This is a genomic window from Bradyrhizobium sp. 141 (assembly GCF_023074055.1).
Classification (GTDB): Bacteria; Pseudomonadota; Alphaproteobacteria; order Rhizobiales; family Xanthobacteraceae; genus Bradyrhizobium.
In genome coordinates this window covers 158,085-176,828 of the sequence record NZ_JADPKR010000094.1, presented here as the reverse complement: position 1 = coordinate 176,828, position 18,744 = coordinate 158,085, and the positions used below count along the sequence as shown (strand labels likewise).

General features: G+C 64.8%; 17 protein-coding genes. 10 read left to right on the top strand and 7 right to left on the bottom strand.

Annotation, left to right across the window (positions count from 1 at the left end; genetic code table 11):
• Positions 1–6 precede the first annotated feature (6 nt).
• Both IVA81_RS28300 and cysG read right to left on the bottom strand, forming a co-directional pair.
• The gene (locus IVA81_RS28300) at positions 7–324 is read right to left on the bottom strand and encodes a DUF2849 domain-containing protein (protein ID WP_135166566.1); all 318 of its coding nucleotides are present in this window, start codon (positions 322–324) and stop codon (positions 7–9) included.
• Positions 321–1,745 (bottom strand): siroheme synthase CysG, encoded by a 1,425-nt coding sequence (cysG, locus tag IVA81_RS28295; protein WP_247324101.1) that lies wholly within the window; start codon positions 1,743–1,745, stop codon positions 321–323. The genes IVA81_RS28300 and cysG overlap by 4 nt, the downstream gene beginning before the upstream one ends.
• A gap of 244 nt (positions 1,746–1,989) precedes the next feature.
• Here cysG and cysD point away from each other — a divergent pair, with 244 nt between their 5' ends.
• From cysD to IVA81_RS28275, 4 genes are all read left to right on the top strand, one after another.
• On the top strand, positions 1,990–2,784 hold the full coding sequence (cysD, locus tag IVA81_RS28290) for a sulfate adenylyltransferase subunit CysD (RefSeq protein WP_247324100.1): 795 nt from the start codon (positions 1,990–1,992) through the stop codon (positions 2,782–2,784).
• Positions 2,785–2,803: 19 nt separating this feature from the next.
• On the top strand, positions 2,804–4,720 hold the full coding sequence (gene cysC, locus IVA81_RS28285) for an adenylyl-sulfate kinase (protein WP_247324098.1): 1,917 nt from the start codon (positions 2,804–2,806) through the stop codon (positions 4,718–4,720).
• A 292-nt stretch (positions 4,721–5,012) separates the two neighbouring features.
• Positions 5,013–7,178 carry a malate synthase G gene (locus IVA81_RS28280; protein WP_247324096.1) on the top strand — a complete coding sequence of 722 codons (2,166 nt, stop codon included), beginning with the start codon at positions 5,013–5,015 and terminating at the stop codon, positions 7,176–7,178.
• Between the two features lie 131 nt (positions 7,179–7,309).
• Positions 7,310–7,510 carry a CsbD family protein gene (locus IVA81_RS28275; protein ID WP_247324094.1) on the top strand — a complete coding sequence of 67 codons (201 nt, stop codon included), beginning with the start codon at positions 7,310–7,312 and terminating at the stop codon, positions 7,508–7,510.
• 143 nt (positions 7,511–7,653) lie between these two features.
• Here IVA81_RS28275 and IVA81_RS28270 read toward each other — a convergent pair whose 3' ends face one another.
• Positions 7,654–7,809 carry a Thivi_2564 family membrane protein gene (locus tag IVA81_RS28270; RefSeq protein WP_008546817.1) on the bottom strand — a complete coding sequence of 52 codons (156 nt, stop codon included), beginning with the start codon at positions 7,807–7,809 and terminating at the stop codon, positions 7,654–7,656.
• 270 nt (positions 7,810–8,079) lie between these two features.
• Here IVA81_RS28270 and IVA81_RS28265 point away from each other — a divergent pair, with 270 nt between their 5' ends.
• Complete coding sequence (locus IVA81_RS28265; RefSeq protein WP_247324092.1) at positions 8,080–10,173, top strand: HAMP domain-containing methyl-accepting chemotaxis protein; 2,094 nt, start codon at positions 8,080–8,082, stop codon at positions 10,171–10,173.
• Between the two features lie 85 nt (positions 10,174–10,258).
• Here IVA81_RS28265 and IVA81_RS28260 read toward each other — a convergent pair whose 3' ends face one another.
• Positions 10,259–10,909: a DUF2865 domain-containing protein gene (locus IVA81_RS28260; RefSeq protein ID WP_247324090.1), complete on the bottom strand. Its 651-nt coding sequence runs from the start codon at positions 10,907–10,909 to the stop codon at positions 10,259–10,261.
• 17 nt (positions 10,910–10,926) lie between these two features.
• Complete coding sequence (locus tag IVA81_RS28255; protein WP_247324088.1) at positions 10,927–11,700, bottom strand: L,D-transpeptidase; 774 nt, start codon at positions 11,698–11,700, stop codon at positions 10,927–10,929.
• Positions 11,701–11,908: 208 nt separating this feature from the next.
• Here IVA81_RS28255 and IVA81_RS28250 point away from each other — a divergent pair, with 208 nt between their 5' ends.
• From IVA81_RS28250 to IVA81_RS28230, 5 genes are all read left to right on the top strand, one after another.
• Positions 11,909–13,021, top strand: a complete 1,113-nt coding sequence (locus tag IVA81_RS28250) for an AI-2E family transporter (protein WP_247324087.1) — start codon at positions 11,909–11,911, stop codon at positions 13,019–13,021.
• A 78-nt stretch (positions 13,022–13,099) separates the two neighbouring features.
• Positions 13,100–13,471, top strand: a complete 372-nt coding sequence (locus IVA81_RS28245; RefSeq protein WP_247324083.1) for a DUF883 family protein — start codon at positions 13,100–13,102, stop codon at positions 13,469–13,471.
• Positions 13,472–13,564: 93 nt separating this feature from the next.
• A complete protein-coding gene (locus IVA81_RS28240; RefSeq protein ID WP_247324081.1) occupies positions 13,565–14,020 on the top strand; it encodes a hypothetical protein in 456 nt (151 codons plus the stop codon).
• Positions 14,021–14,203: 183 nt separating this feature from the next.
• A complete protein-coding gene (locus IVA81_RS28235; protein ID WP_247324078.1) occupies positions 14,204–15,346 on the top strand; it encodes an OpgC domain-containing protein in 1,143 nt (380 codons plus the stop codon).
• A gap of 178 nt (positions 15,347–15,524) precedes the next feature.
• On the top strand, positions 15,525–16,139 hold the full coding sequence (locus IVA81_RS28230) for a TetR/AcrR family transcriptional regulator (protein ID WP_247324076.1): 615 nt from the start codon (positions 15,525–15,527) through the stop codon (positions 16,137–16,139).
• An 11-nt stretch (positions 16,140–16,150) separates the two neighbouring features.
• On the opposite strand, the gene IVA81_RS28225 is transcribed toward IVA81_RS28230, so the two are convergent.
• Positions 16,151–17,809: an HWE histidine kinase domain-containing protein gene (locus IVA81_RS28225; RefSeq protein ID WP_247324074.1), complete on the bottom strand. Its 1,659-nt coding sequence runs from the start codon at positions 17,807–17,809 to the stop codon at positions 16,151–16,153.
• A gap of 294 nt (positions 17,810–18,103) precedes the next feature.
• A complete protein-coding gene (gene ureG, locus IVA81_RS28220) occupies positions 18,104–18,727 on the bottom strand; it encodes an urease accessory protein UreG (protein WP_008131868.1) in 624 nt (207 codons plus the stop codon).
• Between the last annotated feature and the right edge of the window lie 17 nt (positions 18,728–18,744).

Genomic DNA, 18,744 nt, shown 5'->3' with positions numbered 1-18,744 from the left:
GGTGCCTTAAGCCTGGGCCGACTGTCCGATGGTCACACCGGTGCGGCGGATCTGTTCGCGCAGATTGCCGGGTTCGATCTTGCCGTCCGCGCCGACCTGCACCGGGGCGATATAGGGTCCGATCGCGCCGACGTCATCGGCGACGGACTCCGCAAGCAACGCCTTGGCCTCGTCGGAGTTGCGCACGATCGCGGCCTCCGAGAGGTCCGCAGACCAGCTCTTGGCGGCGGTGCGATACACCACGATGCCGTCCCAGGTCCGGTTGGCGGTCACGATCGAGGGGCCGGCGATCTTGATCTTCTTCTGTTCAAGCGGGGAGGTCATTCGGCTGCATCCAGGAGGTCAGAGATGATTTGCTTTGGAGATTGGCGGCGAAGCGAGCCGGCAAGCCGGACCACGTCGCCGATGATGAGGATGGCGGGGCCGCCTTGGGTCCGCCGCACGAGTTCGGGCAGATCGCGCAGCGTGCCGATCGCGCCTTGCCCGTCGGGACGCGTGACGCGGGCGAACACGCCCACCGGCGTTTCCGGCGAACGGCCGGCCGCGAACAGGCCGGCACGGATGGCGGGCGCGGCGGTCATGCCCATGTAGACCACGACGGTCATCTTGGTGTCGGTCAGCGTCGACCAGTCCACGACCTCCGCATCGCGCGCCTTGTGCGCGGTGAGGAAGGTGATGCGGGTGGCTTCGTGACGATAAGTGAGCGGCACCTCGAAATCGGCGGCGCCGCCGAGACCTGCGGTGATGCCGGGAATGATCGAATAGGCGACGCCGGCGGCGCGCAAGGCTTCCACCTCTTCGCCGCCACGGCCGAACACGAAGGGATCGCCGCCTTTCAGCCGCACCACGCGCTGGCCGGATTGCGCGGCCTCGATCATGCGCTTGTTGATGGCGTCCTGGCCGATGCCGGGCTTGCCGACGCGGCGACCGACGGCAACGCGCGTGGTGTCGCGGCGGATGCGATCGAGAATTTCGGGGGAGACCAATTCGTCATGGAAGACGATGTCGGCGTCCTGCAATGCGCGCAGCGCCTTGATGGTGAGAAGGTCGGGGTCGCCGGGGCCGGCGCCGACCAGCACGACCGAGCCTTCCGGCTTGTCTGCGCGCGCGAATTCGGAGGGATCTGAAATGGCTTTGAGCGCCGCATCCGCCTCGGCCTTGCGGCCGGCGAGCACGGCGGCGCCGATCGGACCGTCGATCACGCGCTCCCAGAACCGGCGGCGCAACGGAAACTCGGCGATGTGCTCGTTGATGGACTTGCGGAAGCCGCCGATGAACTCGGCGAGCTCGCCGATGCGCGCCGGAAGCAGCGCCTCGATCTTCTCGCGCACGCGCCGCGCCACCACCGGCGAGGTGCCGCCGGTACCGACCGCGACCACGACATCGCCGCGATCGACGATCGCCGGGAAGATGAAGCTCGAATGCTCGAGATCGTCCATGACGTTGACGGGCAGGCCAAGCGCCTTGGCGCGCACCGACATCGCAACGCCGACGTCGCCTGCTCCCGCGCAGACGATGGCGATGACACCCGAGAGATCGGCGGTGAGCGGATCGCCCGCCGCGATTTCGATACGGGCTACGTCCTCAGAACTGAGCCCCAGATCCTGATTGCCGTCGATCGCATGCACGCGGATGCGCGCGCCGGCCGCCGCGAGCACGCGCAACTTGGCGCGCAAAAGCTCGCCCGCACCGATGAGGACCACCGGACCGGCCTTGAGATCGAGAAACACCGGCAAGAACCGCATACGATACTCGCTTCCCCCGATACGGGGTTGACTGGAATTATTTTCTATATATGTGTCGTTTCGAGCGCGCAAAGAGAAAATTTTTTCTTCTACTCCACGCGGTCACTATAGAATTTTCGCCTCCAAACGCAAAGTGGCAGAGATGCATCTTCTCAAGGACGATTCCGCAGTTGTCGGAGTGAGCAGCACGGCCCCCCTCAGCCGCGCGGGCTCGCAAGAATTTTCTGCTGATGTTGCCCCCAGCATGGACCATCTCGACCAGCTCGAGGCGCAGAGCATCTACATCTTCCGGGAGGCCTTCGCCCGGCTGAAGAAGATTGCCCTGCTGTGGTCGCTCGGCAAGGACTCCAACGTCATGATCTGGCTGGCGCGGAAGGCGTTCTTCGGCCGGCTGCCGTTCCCGGCCCTCCATGTCGACACCGGCAAGAAGTTTCCGGACATGTATCGCTTCCGCGATCATTACGGGAAGGAGTGGGATCTCGATCTGCGTGTCGAGCCCTGCCCGCCTATCGATGCCGTCGACCCAACGCTGCCGCCGGCCGCCCGTTCCGCCGCGCGCAAGACCGAGGGCCTCAAGATGGCGCTCGCCAAATACGGCTTTGACGGCCTGATCGCCGGCATCCGCCGCGACGAGGAAGCGACCCGCGCCAAGGAGCGCGTGTTCTCGCCGCGCGGCCTGGAAGGCAATTGGGACGTGCGCGACCAGCCGCCGGAGTTCTGGGACCATTTCAACGCCTCGCCGCCGCAGGGCGCGCATCTGCGCATCCACCCGATCCTGCATTGGACCGAAGCCGACATCTGGGCCTACACCAAGCGCGAGAACATCCCGATCATCCCGCTCTATCTGTCGCAGAACGGCAAGCGCTACCGCTCGCTGGGCGATCAGGACATCACCAATCCGGTCGCCTCGACTGCGTCGAGCATCGACGAGATCCTGATCGAGCTCGAACAGACCAAGGTGCCGGAGCGCGCCGGACGCGCGCTCGACCACGAGACCGAGGACGCCTTCGAGCGCCTTCGCGTCGCCGGCTATCTCTGATCAAGGACGCGAGCGCGTTATGAACATGATCGTCACCCCCGCTTCGCCCGCCACCCCGAACGGCACCACGCGTCCGCAGGTGCGGATCGTCATCGTCGGCCATGTCGACCACGGCAAGTCGACGCTGGTCGGCCGCCTGCTGCACGAGACCGGCAGCCTGCCCGACGGCAAGCTGGACATGCTGAAAGCGGTCAGCGCGCGGCGCGGCATGCCGTTCGAATGGTCGTTCCTGCTCGATGCGCTTCAGACCGAGCGCGACCAGGGCATCACCATCGACACCACGCAGATCCGCTTTCGCACCAATTCGCGCGACATCGTGCTGATCGACGCGCCCGGCCACGCCGAATTCCTCCGCAACATGATCACCGGCGCCTCGCAGGCCGACGGCGCGGTGCTGATCATCGACGCGCTCGAAGGCGTGCGCGACCAGACAAGGCGGCACGGCTATCTCCTGCATCTGCTCGGCGTGAAGCAGGTCGCTGTTGTCGTCAACAAGATGGACCGCGTCGACTTTTCCGCCGATCGTTTCAAGGAGATCAGCGACGAGATTTCCGCGCATCTGAGCGGCCTCGGTGTGAAGCCCACGGCAGTGATCCCGATTTCCGCCCGCGATGGTGACGGCGTCGCCGAGCGTACCGATCGAATCGGTTGGTACAAGGGACCGACGGTGGTCGAAGCGCTGGACCAGCTGGAGCCGGCGCGCCCCCTGGAAGCGCTGGCGCTGCGCCTGCCTGTGCAGGCGATCTACAAGTTCGACGACCGCCGCATCGTGGCGGGGCGCATCGAATCCGGCAGCCTCAAAGCCGGCGACGAGATCGTGATCATGCCGGCCGGCAAGATCGCCAAGATCAAGACGGTCGAGAGCTGGCCGGCGACGCCGGTCGCGGGACGGCAGGGCGCCGGCCGCTCGGTCGGCATTACCCTCGACCGCGAATTGTTCATCGAGCGCGGCGACATCGTCGCGCATGCGAGCGGCGCCCCGCGCGAGACGCGCCGGCTGCGCGCGCGCATCTTCTGGCTGCACGACAAGCCGCTCGCCAAGGGCGACCAGCTCCTGGTTCGCTGCGGGCCGAAGGAAAGCCGCGCCACCGTGATCGCGATCGAGAAGGCGGTCGATCCCGGCGAATTGTCGAGCACCGAGAACAAGGCGATCGGCCGTAACCATGTCGGCGAGATCGATATTTCTCTGTCGAATCCGATTGCCACCGATCCCTATACCGAGAACCCGCGCACGGGCCGTCTCGTGATCGAGGTCTCCGGACGCATCGCCGGCGGCGGTCTGGTGCTGTCGGTCGATGCCGGCCAGCGCGCCGTGCCCGTCGACATCGTGCCGGTGGAATCGGCCCTGCGCCCCGACGAACGCTCCGCGCGCTACCGCCACAACGGCGCCGTGGTCTGGCTCACCGGCCTGCCGGCCTCCGGCAAGTCGACGCTGGCAAAAGCGCTGGAACGCCGGTTGTTCTCCAATGGCGGCTCGCCGATCCTTCTCGACGGCGACACGCTGCGCGCCGGGCTCAACAACGATCTCGGCTTCTCCGCTGCGGACCGCAGCGAGAACATCCGCCGTCTCGCCGAAGTCGCGACGCATCTCGCGCGTAACGGCCACATCGCCATCGTCGCCGCGGTCTCGCCAGCCCGCGAGGATCGCGCGACCGCGCGCCGCATCGCCGACACCGCGTTCCGCGAGATCCATGTCGCGACGCCTGCTGAAGTGTGCGAGGAGCGCGACCCCAAGGGCCATTACAAGAAGGCGCGAGCCGGCGCGCTCTCCTCGTTCACCGGCATCGGCAACGATTACGAAGCACCGCAGGCCGCCGAGCTCGTGATCGACACCTCGGCACGGACGGTCGCTGAGGCCGCCGACGAGATCGAGCGCATGCTGAAGACGACGGGCGTGCTGTTCGACGAAGTCCTGGACCTCGCCGCAAATATTTGAGTGCGTCCTAACCCCCGCTGTCGTCGCCCGGCTTGACCGGGCGACCCAGTATTCCAGAGACAGCGTTGGGATACGGAGAGGCCGCGGCGTACTGGATTCCCCGCCTTCGCGGGGAATGACACCGGTGCGTGCGCCCCCACTTTTCTTGACATTTTGACAAACCCCTGGGGGTCTTCTCACCGCCCCTTTTTTGGGGCTAATAGGGCCCCGAAAGCCGCCCTCTATGGGTGCATTTTGCTGCTGTCGGGTCAAAAGCAGCCAAAAACAGCCATTTCCAACGAGAAAGCCCATCATGAAACGCGTCGACGCCCACGGATTGAAGATCGCTCCCGTCCTGTTCGATTTCATCGCCAAGGAAGCGGCCCCGAAAACGGGGATCGCGCCGGATGCGTTCTGGGCCGGGCTTGCCGCCATCATCAAGGAGCTGGGCCCGAAGAACCGGTCGTTGCTCGCTTTCCGCGACACACTGCAGGCCAAGGTCGACGGCTGGCACCGTGCCAACAAAGGCAAGGCGTTCGACCTCAACGCCTATACCGCCTTCCTGAAGGAGATCGGCTATCTCGTCCCGGAGCCGGCGACGCAGAAGGTCGAGACCGCCAATGTCGACGAGGAGATCGGCAAGATCTGCGGCCCGCAGCTCGTCGTGCCCCTGACCAACGCACGCTATGCACTGAACGCGGCGAATGCGCGCTGGGGCTCGCTCTATGACGCCTTCTACGGCACCGACGCGATCCCGCACGACGCTGCCGAGAGCGGCAAGGGCTACAACAAGGGGCGCGGCGACAAGGTGATCGCGAAAGCAAAAGCCTTCCTCGATGCGGCGGCGCCGCTGGCGACCGGCAGCCACACCGACGTCACCGCCTACAGCGTCGTCGCGGGCCAGCTTGCGGTGAAGCTGAAGAGCGGTAACGCCACCGCACTGAAGAACGCCGCGCAGTTCGCGGGCTTCCAGGGCGATGCGGCCGCACCGAGCGCGGTGCTGCTCGTCAACAACGGCCTGCATGTCGAGGTCAGGATCGACCGCAGCAGCGCGATCGGCAAGGACGATCCGGCCGGCGTCGCCGACATGATCATGGAATCTGCGGTCTCCACCATCCTCGACATGGAGGACTCGGTCGCCGCGGTCGATGCCGAAGACAAGGTGCTGGTCTACCGCAACACGCTCGGCCTGATGAACGGCACGCTGTCGGCTGATTTCGAGAAGGGCGGCAAGACGCTGACGCGCTCGCTCAACGCCGATCGCAGCTACAAGACGCCTGACGGCAAGGGCGAGGTCAAGCTGCACGGCCGCAGCCTGCTGCTGATGCGCAATTGCGGTCACCACATGTTCACCGACGCGGTGCTGGACGAGAAGGGCGAGGAGATTCCGGAAGGCCTGCTGGATGCCGCCGTCTCGGGCCTGCTCGCCATTCACGATCTCAAGGGCAATTCCAAGGTCAAGAACAGCCGCACCGGATCGGCCTATATCGTCAAGCCGAAGATGCACGGCCCCGACGAGGTGTCGCTGACCTGCGAGATCTTCGACCGCGTCGAGAAGATGCTGTCGCTGCCCGAGAACACGCTCAAGGTCGGCATCATGGACGAGGAGCGGCGTACCACCGTCAACCTCAAGGCCTGCATCCAGCGCGCCTCCAAGCGCATCATGTTCATCAACACCGGCTTCCTCGATCGCACCGGCGACGAGATCCACACCTCGATGGAAGCGGGCCCGATGATCCGCAAGAACGAGATGAAGGCGCAGGCCTGGATCAAGGCCTATGAGGACTGGAACGTCGACATGGGCCTGACCTGTGGCCTGCCCGGCCATGCCCAGATCGGCAAGGGCATGTGGGCCGCCCCCGACAAGATGGCGGACATGCTTCAGCAGAAGCTCGGCCATCCGCAGGCCGGCGCCACCACCGCCTGGGTGCCTTCCCCGACGGCGGCGACGCTGCACGCGCTGCACTACCACAAGATCAACGTCAGCGCGCGCCAAGAGGAACTGACGAACGGCGGCCCGCGCGCCAAGCTCTCGGACATCCTCACCATTCCGGTGTCGAAGTCGAACTGGGCGCCCGACGACGTCAAGCAGGAGATCGACAACAACTGCCAGGGCATCCTCGGCTATGTCGTGCGCTGGATCGACCAGGGCGTCGGCTGCTCCAAGGTGCCCGACATCCACGATGTCGGCCTGATGGAAGACCGCGCGACGTTACGCATCTCCAGCCAGCATCTCGCCAACTGGCTGCACCAGGGCGTGATTACCGAGGCTCAGGTGATGGAATCGCTCAAGCGCATGGCGGTCGTGGTCGACAAGCAGAACGCCGGCGATGCCATCTACAAGCCGATGGCGCCCGCCTTCGACGGCGTCGCCTTCAAGGCCGCCTGCGACCTCATCTTCAAGGGGCGCGAGCAGCCGAACGGCTACACCGAATACATCCTCACCGCGCGCCGCCGCGAGGCCAAGGCGGCCGGTTAAGTTCAGTCACTCGAATGTCAAAAGCCCCGGCACAAGCCGGGGCTTTTTTGTTGGGCGAAACGTCGCGGCGTGCGGCGGAACAGGCTGCGCGGCGCTCGCGTTGTACCGCCATCAACCAACGGGAGATGGTCATGGACTGGAATCGGATCGAAGGAAACTGGAAGCAGTTCAAGGGCTCGGCCAAGGAGAAATGGGGCAAGCTCACTGACGACGACCTCAGCTTGATCGAGGGTCGGCGCGAGCAGCTCGAGGGCCGGCTCCAGGAACGCTACGGCAAGGCCAAGGACCAGGTTCGCCAGGACGTCGACGACTGGCTCAAAACGCTGCACTGAAGCAGCATGAACGAAGCCCCGGCGAAAGCCGGGGCTCTTTGTTGCACTAGTAGCCCGGATGGAGCGAAGCGCAATCCGGGAGCAGGAGCGCGCAAGCCCCCGGATTTCGCTGCGCTCCATCCGGGCTACGAACTACGTCCCCGCTAGAATACCGCGAGATATTTCAACAGCGAGACGATGCCGATAATGATGACGATCACGCGTGCGATCTGTTTGGCGCGGCCGTCCATCGGCAGCATGTTGATGAGATAAAGTACGAGAATAACGACGAGAAAAGTGACGAGTACACCCACCAGCATCGCGAGACCCCCTTCAGGCAAATTGCGACCGCTGCTCTAACGCCTGTCTCCCGCACCGGTTCCATCGCAGCAACCCACTGCAACTTCTAGTAAATACGTACTTCTACGATCAGCCGATCTGCCTAAACTTTTACCCTTTTCCCTTCAGATGCGAAAACCGTTTGGGCTCTGAGCCGCAAACGGCATGCGATCGCCGATCTGTTACGCCCCCGTTTGTCGATGTTGCCGGGCGTCCTTTTGAGCTTTGCAAATGGGAATTGGGGGACTTCGATGCTGAATCGTCTGACCGTATCCGCGCTGCTGAAGGCGGTGATCGCGATCACGTCGGCCTGCGTGGTGATTGCGCTCTCGCTCACCGCCTACGAGTCCTGGGACCGCCTGAAAACCGCCAACCGGATCTCCCAGATCGCAGGCGCGTCCGCCGATTTGTTCAAGGCGATGCACAATCTGCGCACCGATCGCTCGACCACGACGCGGCTGTTGAACGCGACCGAGCCGATGGACGCCGAGATCGAGAAGTACCTCCGCGGCCTGCGCGACGCGCAGATGCCGGCGATGGCGCGCGCGCTCGAGGTGCTGCCGACGATGGACTTCCCGCAATCGGGCACGCTGGTGCCGGAGCTCGCGCGGCTCTACAAATTGTTGAGCGAGGAGCAGAAGCAGTTCTGGGAAGAGGTCGCCAAGGCGAAGGATCAGCGCCGCGCCGGGCTGCCGAAGGAATACATGGAGACGACGCAGGGCCTACTCGAAACGCTCGACAAGCTCTCGAACGTTCTGGCTGCCACCGTCAACCATCAGGACGCCGTGATCGACCAGCTGCTGTCGATCAAGCAGAACGCCTGGCTGCTCCGCAACACCGGCGGCGAAGCCTCGCTGGTGATCTCGACCGGACTTGCCGCCGGCAAGATCACGCCCGAAGCCCGCTACAATTATACCCAACATGTCGGCGGCACCGCCGCGATGTGGAAGGCGCTGGAATTGTCGACCTCGGGCATGCAGTTGCCGCCCGCGCTTGCGTCCGCCATGGCCGCAGCCAAAACCGCCTATTTCGAGCCGCAATATCTGACCCTGCGCGACCGCCTCGCGGACACGCTGGCCAAGGGCGAGAAAGCCGAGATGACCGCCAATCAGTGGAGCCCGCTGACGGTCGGCCGCCTCGCGAGCGCTGTCGCCGTGGCGGAAGCCGCGCTCGACACCGCCAAGGTCCATACGCTGGAGCAACGCGACTCCGCGCAGCGCGCGCTGATCGTGCAGCTTGGATCGCTGGCGCTCGCCATCGGTCTCGCCGCAGGCGCGATCATGCTGGTCAGCCGCCACGTTATCACCCCGCTCAACACTATCCGCGATGCCATGCTGAAGGTCGCCGGCGGCGACCTTGCCGTCGACAGCGGCTATCTCGATCGCCAGGACGAGATCGGCGCGCTTGCCGGTGCGCTGGAAACCTTCAAGCAGCAGGCCACCGACAAGCTCAAGATCGAAGAGCAGGAGCGCGAACGGAACACGGGCACTGCTGCACGCCAACGCGCCGTCGAGTCCTATGTCGGCGAGTTCGAGGGCGCAGTGCGCAAGACGCTGGGCGAATTGAGCGAGGCCTCCGGCGAGATGCGCAAGACCTCAGGCGACCTCTCCGCGGTGTCGCGCCAGACCAATGATCGCGTGCAGATCGCCGGCAAGGCCTCCAACGACGCCTCGATGAGCGTCGATAGCGTGGCCGCGGCCGCCGAAGAGCTCTCGGCCTCGATCAACGACATCAGCCAACAGGCAGCCCATGCCGCAGGCATCGCCGGCCGCGCCGTGACGCAGGCGCGCGAGACCGACGGTACCGTGCAGGGTCTCGCCAAATCCGCCGGCCGCATCGGCGAGGTCGTCGGCCTGATCAACACCATCGCACAGCAGACCAATCTGCTCGCGCTCAATGCCACGATCGAGGCGGCTCGCGCCGGCGAGGCCGGCCGCGGCTTTGCCGTGGTCGCCTCCGAGGTGAAGTCGCTGGCAAGCCAGACTGCGAAGGCGACCGAGGAGATCTCGGAGCAGATCGCCGACATCCAGAAGGTCGCAGGCGACGCCATCAACGCGATCCAGACCATCGGCGGTATCATCGGCGAAGTGAACGAGGTGGCGACCGCGATTGCCGCCGCCGTCCAGGAGCAGGGCGCGGCGACTCAGGAGATCACCCGCAGCACCCAATATGCGGCCCAGGGCACCAAGAACGTCTCGGACAATATTACCGGCGTCAAAGCCGATGCGGACGCCGCCGCCGCAGCCGCCGACAACGTGAAGCAGGCATCGGAGACGCTGGAGACCCAGAGCCGCCAGCTCGGCCATCAGGTCAGTGACTTCCTCGGCAAGATCCGCGCGGCGTAGGGCGCGCTGGCGCTACACGCTCACTGTCGTCCCGCGGACGCAGGGACGACAGCTCAGAGTGGGGCGATAGCGCGCCCCATTGCCCCTACTCCTTCGCCACCACCGGCACCTGGCGGAATTTGGCGCGCACCGAGTCCGGCAGCGGCGAGAAGTTCATCGCGACGCCACGGCGGTCGTTGGCATTGCGGCTGGCGACCACGAGGCCGTCGGCGCCGGCGACGATGTCGCCCTTGCGTAAGGTGGGGTCGTCCTCGACCTTGACCGATGCGAGCCCGGCCGGATCCTTGCCGTTGCAGGTGCAGCCCGCGACGATCTCGTTGCGATAGCGGAAGGCGTTCGGCAGGTCGGAATAGGATTTTCCGCTGTCCGTGGTGGCGTCGTCGATATTGCTGCCATAGACCAGCGAGGTTTCGGAAGCCGGACAGAAGCTCTTGCAGGATTTCGCCTTGCTCTCGGCATCGGTGCCTTGCGCCGGGAAGTAGCGGCCATCGCAGCCACGCACGCAATAGGCCGTGCCCCCGCCATAGGCGGCCCGCTGGCGCGGCACGTCGTAACGCGGCATGCCGTCATTGGGAAACGGCGCTCGGATTTGCGGAGGTCGGCCCCCAAACGCGCCGAACAGCGCCGAGAAGAAGTCTTCCGCATGCGCCGATGGCGTTAGCGCAAGACCGGAGAAAGCAACGGCCAACATTGCCGCCACGCCAACGGCCAATTTGCGGATCGAGCGTTTACTCATGTGACCTCACTGAATTCCTAGTTCACCGACGACGCCGAGATATTCAGCGCCTGCCGCCCCGAGGGCATTGCCGTCACGGCCGGGCGCTTGCGCACGGGGTCGCCGCCTTTGGCCATCAACGGCGCGTTCTTTGGCAGCACCACGACCTTGGCGCCGACATTGACGCGGCCGAACAGGTCGATGACGTCCTCATTGGTCATGCGGATGCAGCCGGATGAGACGAACTTGCCGATTGTGGAGGGATCGTTGGTGCCGTGGATGCGGAATTCGCTGGAGCCGAGATACATCGCACGCGCGCCCAGCGGGTTGCCGGGGCCGCCGGCGACGAAGCGGGGCAGATAGGGCTGACGCGCGATCATCTCGGCCGGCGGATGCCAGTCCGGCCATTCCGCCTTGCGGCTGACGCTCTGCACGCCGGACCAGGTGAAGCCTTCGCGGCCGACGCCGACGCCATAGCGGATCGCACGGCCATTGCCGAGCACGTAATAGAGATAGGTGTTGTTGGTATCGATCACGAGGGTGCCGGCCGGCTCGCTGCGGTCGAAGCCGACGATCTGCTTGCGCAGGCGATCGGGCAGCTGGGCATCCTCGTCAGCCGCCTGCGGCGCCTCGTTCACGTAGCCCTGCGAGTAAACCTGGTCCTGCGGGTACGCCTGCGGCTGCATCGGCGCATAGCCGAGGGTTTGCCCGCTCGCGCCGCCGAAGGGCACCGTGGCCAAAGCGGCTGCGAAGGCGAATGCGGCGACGGCGCGCGGCGAAAAGCTGCGACGGACTGCAGAGAACTTTGTCATGTGCTGCCCCGTTGGATGTGTGCATCAGGGTGATGCGCTTCCCAATGAACTCCGCATGCGCGATCCAAGTTCCGGCGCGGCGCGCGGCAGCCTTGTCACAGTCAAGCGAGCACGTGTTCACGAAGCCGCGATGGAACCGCGGCGACGCTCGCGCATTATCAGCCGTCAATGGGCGCGCGGATCGAGGCTTCCGTGCGGGAGAGAGATTGTGCGCGTCCTTCCCAATGAACGTCTGATCCCCGGCAACAGCGAAGGTGAGCCGCTTCCCGAGAGCCATAGTGAGCTACCGCCGATCATCCGCCGCACCGAGTTTGTCGCCTTCGCGCTCGCTGGCTTGCTCCTGATTGCGGTCGTCACCGTGCTCTATGTCGGGAAGGCATTCTTCCTGCCCGTGGTGATGGCCTTTGTCACCGGCACCATGCTATCGCCGGCGGCGAGCTTGCTTGAGCGCAGCAAAGTCCCCCGCAGCCTCGGCGCCGTCCTGATTGTGGTCGCAGTGACCGCGGTGGTCGCCTTCGTGGTGGCGCTGATCGCCTCGCCCGTGATGGAGTGGAGCACGCGCCTGCCGGAGCTTGGCGCGCAGTTGAAGGACAAGCTGCACGTGTTCGACCGGCCACTTTCGCTGTGGCGCGAGATGCAAGCCATGCTCGGCGGTTCGGAAGGATTGCCCAGCTTCCAGATGCCGAAGGTCGAGTGGGTGCAGCCGACGCTGGAATTCCTGTCGCCGACCTTTACCGAATTCCTGCTGTTCTTCGTCACCCTGATCCTGTTCATCGCAAGCTGGCGCGACCTGCGGCGGGCCATGATCATGACTTTCAGCGATCGCGACGCGCGGCTGCGTACGCTCCGGATCCTCAACGAGATCGAGGTCCATCTCGGCAATTACCTCCTGACCGTCACCCTCATCAATGTCGGCGTCGGCGTCGCCACCGGCATCATCTGCGCGCTTACCGGCATGCCCAATCCGGCCGGGCTCGGCGCGCTGGCGGCAACGCTCAATTTCATCCCGATCATCGGACCGGTCGCGATGTTCGTGGTGCTGGTCGTGGTGGGGCTGGTCGCCTTCCCGACCATCAGCGGCGGCCTCATGGCCGCGCTCGCCTTCGGCGGCCTCACCTTCCTGGAAGGACACTTCATCACCCCGACCATCATCGGCCGGCGGCTGGCGCTGAACGCACTTGCGGTCCTGCTTGCGCTGGCATTCTGGACCTGGATGTGGGGCCCGATGGGCGCCTTCCTGGCGTCGCCGCTGCTGATCGTGGCCCTGATCCTCAAGGAGCATCTGTTGCCGGCGGATGCGCCGCAGCTTCCGCAGGACTGACCGGTTTCCGCGATCGGAACTTCCCCGATGACGAAACGTTCTCCGGCTATCTCAGCCGTCAACAGTTCGGAGCTCCTGATGTCCACGCCCAATGCCGAAGCCGGGATGAGAGACTGGACCGACAAAGCCACCAGAGAACGCCTCGAGAAGGATGTAGCAGCCGTGAAAAGCGATATCGCCGCCCTCACCGACCAGATCACCGACGCGCTCAATACCTTCGCCAATTCCACCAGCAAGCAGGCCCGCCGCGGCTATCGCCAGGCGCGCGAGAACGTGGATACCGCGATGGACGACATGTCGGAGCGCGGCAGCGCAATGATGGGCGCGGCCCAGGAGGCCTACGGATCGATCGAGGAGACGCTCGAAGACGCGATCACGCAGCGGCCGCTTGCGACCGTCGGGCTCGCGCTCGGCATCGGCTTCCTGATCGGTGCCGCCTGGCGCCGGTAGGCAGCGCGAACGGATATTGAGACGGCGGCGCTACTGCGCCGCCGATGCCGGCTTGTGGACGATTCGGCTTGTGGGGATTTGAGGAGCAAGGCCATGTTTCAGCGCATCATCGACGGGATCAGTGCATCCACCGGTACGACTATGCGGCTGACCTCCCTGGCCGCGGGCGCGGCGTTCGCGCTGTTCATCACCACGTGCTTCCTGTGCGCGGCGGCGTTCATCTCGGTGCTCAATAAGTATGGTCCGGTGCAAGCCTGCCTCGCGGGTGCCGGCGTCTTCTTTTTACTGACCCTGGCCGCAGCGGTGAGCTACTGGGCCTACAAGCGGGAGTTGCGCAAGCAAGCCCAGATCGCGGCCGAGCGGGCCGCGAAGTCGGCGGCGCAAAGCATGCTCGCGGACCCCATGCTGCTCGCCACCGGGCTGCAGATCGTTCGTGCCATCGGCGTCAAGCGGCTGCTGCCGATCCTGGCGATCGGCGGCGTCGCCCTCGGCATCATGGCAAGCCGCGCCGGTGTCTCCGACGAGGTAGCGGCCGAACCGGCCGAGTAACGGTCCGATCGGGTAGAAAATTTCGTTATAAGTACTGCGAGAACCTCCCCCAGCTCGACGCAGGCGACGCCGCGCAATTTTTCGCCAGGCGGGACGAATGCCTTCGCTCACGCAAACGCTACTCGGATGGGCAGGCGGTTGCCGGTAAAAGCATCATCCTGATTCCCAAAGCTATTTTACTCAATGAAACCTTCCGTCAAGGCGAACCTCTCCGCATTCCAGCACGACGCCAGGCTGTATTTGACGCTTGGCATCGCCAATTGGTCGATTTTCGTCGACCACATCCCGAACAACGTCGTCAACCTGCTGACGCTGCGTAACTTCGGCTTCAGCGGCGCCGCAGACCTGTTCGTGTTCGTTGTGGGTTATGGCGTCGCGATCATCCACGGCCGGATCGCGCTGGAGCGCGACTACGTGGTCGCGGCGACGCGAATCCTTCGCCGCGTCTGGCGGCTCTATGCCGCCTATGTCGTGCTGTTCGTGATCTATATCGCCACCATCACCTACGTCGCCTCGCAGTCGATGGCGCCCGAAATCATCCACGAATACAACATCTCGGGGATTCTCGAGCACCCGCTGCGCATCCTGGTCCGCGGACTCGTGCTCCAGGAGGAGCCGCTGAACCTCGATCTCCTGCAGTTGATGATCCCCTTGATGGCCTTTTTTCCACTAGCACTGTGGGGCCTGTTGCGGCGGCCGAGCCTGACGTTGGCGGCATCGATCGCGCTGTATCTTGCCGCACGCTGGTTCGACTGGAATTTTCGGGTCTATCCGGACCAGGAGTGGACCTTCAATCCGCTGTGCTGGCAGATGCTGATGGTGCTCGGGGGCTGGTTCGCCGTGACAGACGCGCCCGGGCGCGCGCTACGCGACATGCCCTGGCTGCGGATCCTCGCCGGTGCCTATCTCATATTCGCGATGGCCGTCACCTTGCTGCGCCATTCGCCGGCATTGTCGGCTTATTTGCCGGACCTTCTCCTCGACAGCATCGCGCCGACGGACAAGGAAAACCTTGCGCCCTATCGCGTGGTTCACTTCCTCGCGCTCGCCTTCCTCGCGACCCATCTCATTCCGGCCGATCATCCCGGACTGCGGCTGAAGCCGCTGCAGGCGGTCATCAGATGCGGTGAGGAATGGCTCGCCGTGTTCTGCGCCGGGGTGTTCCTGTCCTTTGCCGGCCATCTCATCCTGATCACCAGCGCCAATCTGGTGGTGATGCAGATCGTGGTGAGCCTCGCCGGATTCGCCGCGATGAGCGCGGTGGCCTACTACGTCGCCTGGTCGAAATGGCAGGACCTGCCAGCCGCCTTGCGGCAGCAGGCCTAAAGCGCGACGCGATCAGCATGCGTCGTCATCCCGCTTTGGGCTGTTGTTTGAGCATGATCTTTTCGGAAAACCGCTGCGCACTTTTCCGGATCATGCTTTGGCCGTCGCGATTCCGCTAGGTTGGCCGCCGCGCCTGCGCTATCCCGGAGCAGGAGCGGGTTGCGCGGGGAGACCGGGCGTGGTGACGGCGAATGGCGGGGGTGACAGGGCCGACAGCGCTCCTCGGCGCGGCCGGCCGCGATCGATCGAAACCAGCAACGCCATTCTCGAAAGCGCCTATGCCCTGATGGCTTCCACCGGCCTTGCCGCCACCACCATCGACGCGGTCGCCCGCCACTCCAGCGTCTCCAAGATGACGATCTACAAATGGTGGCCGTCGCGCGAGGCGCTCTTGATCGACGCCTTTCTCCAACATGCCGCCCAGATGCTGCCGCTGCCCCCGGCGAGTTCCGGCAGCCCTGCGGCGCGCGCGCGCCGCCATGCCGCGGCCTATACCGAGGCGCTCCAGGGCGAGTTCGGCAAGGTCCAACTCGCCGTCATCTCCGAATGCATTTCCAAGACCGGCTCCGCCGAGCTGTTCTACGCCCGCTATCTGCAGTTCCGTCGCGATGCGCTGGTGGAGATGATTGCGGCAGGCCAGAACGACGGCAGCATCCTGGCCGAAGGGCCGGCTGAGGATCTCTACGACGCCATCTACGGCAGCCTGTTCTATCGCTACGTCTTCGGCATCGCACCGATCACGCCGGCTTACGCCCGCCATCTGGTCGACGTGGTGTTGCGGCCGAAGACTTAGCCGCACGACGTTTATCGCGCAGGCCTCACCGGGGCCGAGATCTTATCCGTGCGATCGCGTTCGGTCATGTCGACCACCGTTTCCATCGGTGCGGTCAGCTCATAGACGTAGGAGGCGTCGGTGAAATAGCGCTTGGCGGTGCCGCCGAGCGCCTCGGGGGCGACGCGGTCGAGCAGGATCAGGCCGAAATCGGAATCGGGGCGGCGCGTCGCCTCGCTGGTGTTGAGCTCCTCCCAGCGGAAATGGAAGACCTCGTCAGTCCCCTCGCCTGTCACCGTCCAGCTGGCGGTGATGTGCGGATGCTTTCCGACCAGCGACAGGCCCTCGTCGGAATGCGAGGCCAGCTCGAAGAACAGCAGTGAGAGGCTCTGCGCCGCGCGCGCGCTGACGGCGATGTCGGGACCGGTCACGGCGATGCGATCGGCATGCGGAATGGCGCGCGCTTCGAACAGGCCCTTCAGCTTGACCCCCTGCCATTGGCTCTCGCTGAGCAGAGAGACCACGTTCGACATGGCGTGGATGCGGCCGATCAGGAGCTCGCGGGCGACGTCGATGTCCGAGCCGTGACGCAAGGTGCGCGTCACGATCGACTGGATGACCGCAAGGATGTTCTTGACCCGGTGGTTGAGTTCGTCGATCACCGCGGTCAGCCGGCGCTCGAAGCCGATTCTGACCTGGATTTCCCGGCTGAGCCTCAGATTATTGTAGGCGACATAGCCGAACAGGCCGCACACCATCGCAGTGATGGCAAAGCCGATCGCCGCCACGATGATCGCGGTCTGCTCGGCACGGCGCGCTGAGTTGGTCTTCGCATAGTAGCCGAGCTGCCAATCACGGCCACCGAAGCTCACCGTGCGCGTTGCCGACGGCGCAGGTCCGTCCACCGCCGCCCTGCGCGTCGAGACCACGCCCTGGTCGTTGGCGATCAGCTCGCCGCCTTCCTTGCGCGGATCCCTGAGCGCGACCGAGAACAACGACATGTCGTCATTGGTCAACATCAGCGAGGCGAGCTCGTAGGAGAACGTGACGAACCCGGCCGGCTCGGTTGCTCCCTCGGGAACGACGGGTGCGGCCACGATGACGCCGATCGGCCCGTTTGCGCGCAACAGCGGGACCGGGTCCGAAGCCACCGACCTCTTCTCGATGCGGGCGCGCGTCAACATGGCGCTGCGAACCGGGTCCTGATCGTAACTACGGCCCGGCAGAGCCTTGGTCTCGTCGCTGCGCGGTTCGAGATCCAACAGTACGTCGATCGGCTGGGTGATCTCGGCCGGATTGATCGGCTTGTCGTCATAGGTGCGGATCTTCGGATTCGGGAAGCCGGCGCCGCCAATGGCAGCCTGCGCCGCCGTAAGCTCGTTCGGCTTCAGCCGGGCGATCCAGCCGGCCACTACGAAATCCGTTTTGAAGGCGTAGATGGCCGAGCGCAGCGGCTCCAGCATGTTCGGCTTGATCACGGATGGCGTGCGGAACAGGCCTGAAGCGACACGTGCGAGCAGTTCGCGCTCGGTGAGCCGATCCTGGACCAGGCTGGCGTGAACGTCGATCGCACGCGCGAGCGCGATCCGATCCAACGCCAGCTCCTGGTCGTGGACGCGATAAGCCGCAAGCCCGGAGAGCAAGGCTCCGAGCAGAGCGATGAAGCCGATGATGAAACCCAGCCGGACCACGCGACTACTCAGGCGAACGCAGGAGGTCGGCAATAAACAAGGAGCATATGAACGCCGCTCGAACGGCTACGTGCCGAAACAGGGTGAACCCCAGTGGCAGAGATAATGAAGGAGGAGACATCGGTACGCAACGTAGGTCGCCTGAAAAGCTTAATCCGTCCGGCCGATGGTCTGGCCGGGATGGATTGCCCGGGCGCCGGAGGTAATCAATCGCCGTGTCCGAAATTTGTTCCCTGGTTGTGGTTCGACCCCAAGGTTAACGGCGAAAAGTGCGTGCGCCAAGTCGTCGCGCCGTCAGCCTGCCCGTTTCAAGCCGCCTTTGGCCTCGATGAAGCCGACGATGCGGTCAAGCCCCTCGCTCTTCTTCAGGTTAGTCATGACGAAAGGACGCTCGCCGCGCATGCGCCTGGCATCCGTGTCCATCTTCTCCAGGGAGGCACCGACATGGGGGGCGAGATCGATCTTGTTGATGACCAGAAGGTCGGATCGGGTGATGCCGGGGCCGCCCTTGGACGGGATCTTGTCGCCGGCCGCCACGTCGATGACGTAGATGGTCAGGTCGGCCAGCTCCGGGGAAAAAGTGGCAGCGAGATTGTCGCCGCCGGACTCGATCAGCACGAGATCGAGCCCGGGAAACTTGGCGCGCATGTCCGCGACCGCGGCGAGATTCATCGAGGCATCCTCGCGGATCGCGGTGTGCGGGCAGCCGCCGGTCTCGACGCCGGCAATGCGGTCCGGCGTCAGCGAGCCCGAACGCACCAGGAACTCCGCGTCCCATTTGGTGTAGATGTCGTTGGTGATCGCGGCGATGTCATAGCGTTCGCGCATGGTCTTGCAGAGCAGGTCCATAAGCGCGGTCTTACCCGATCCGACCGGGCCGCCGACGCCGACACGCAAAGGGCCGTGAGATTTCGACATGGAATTCGCTCGCTCTC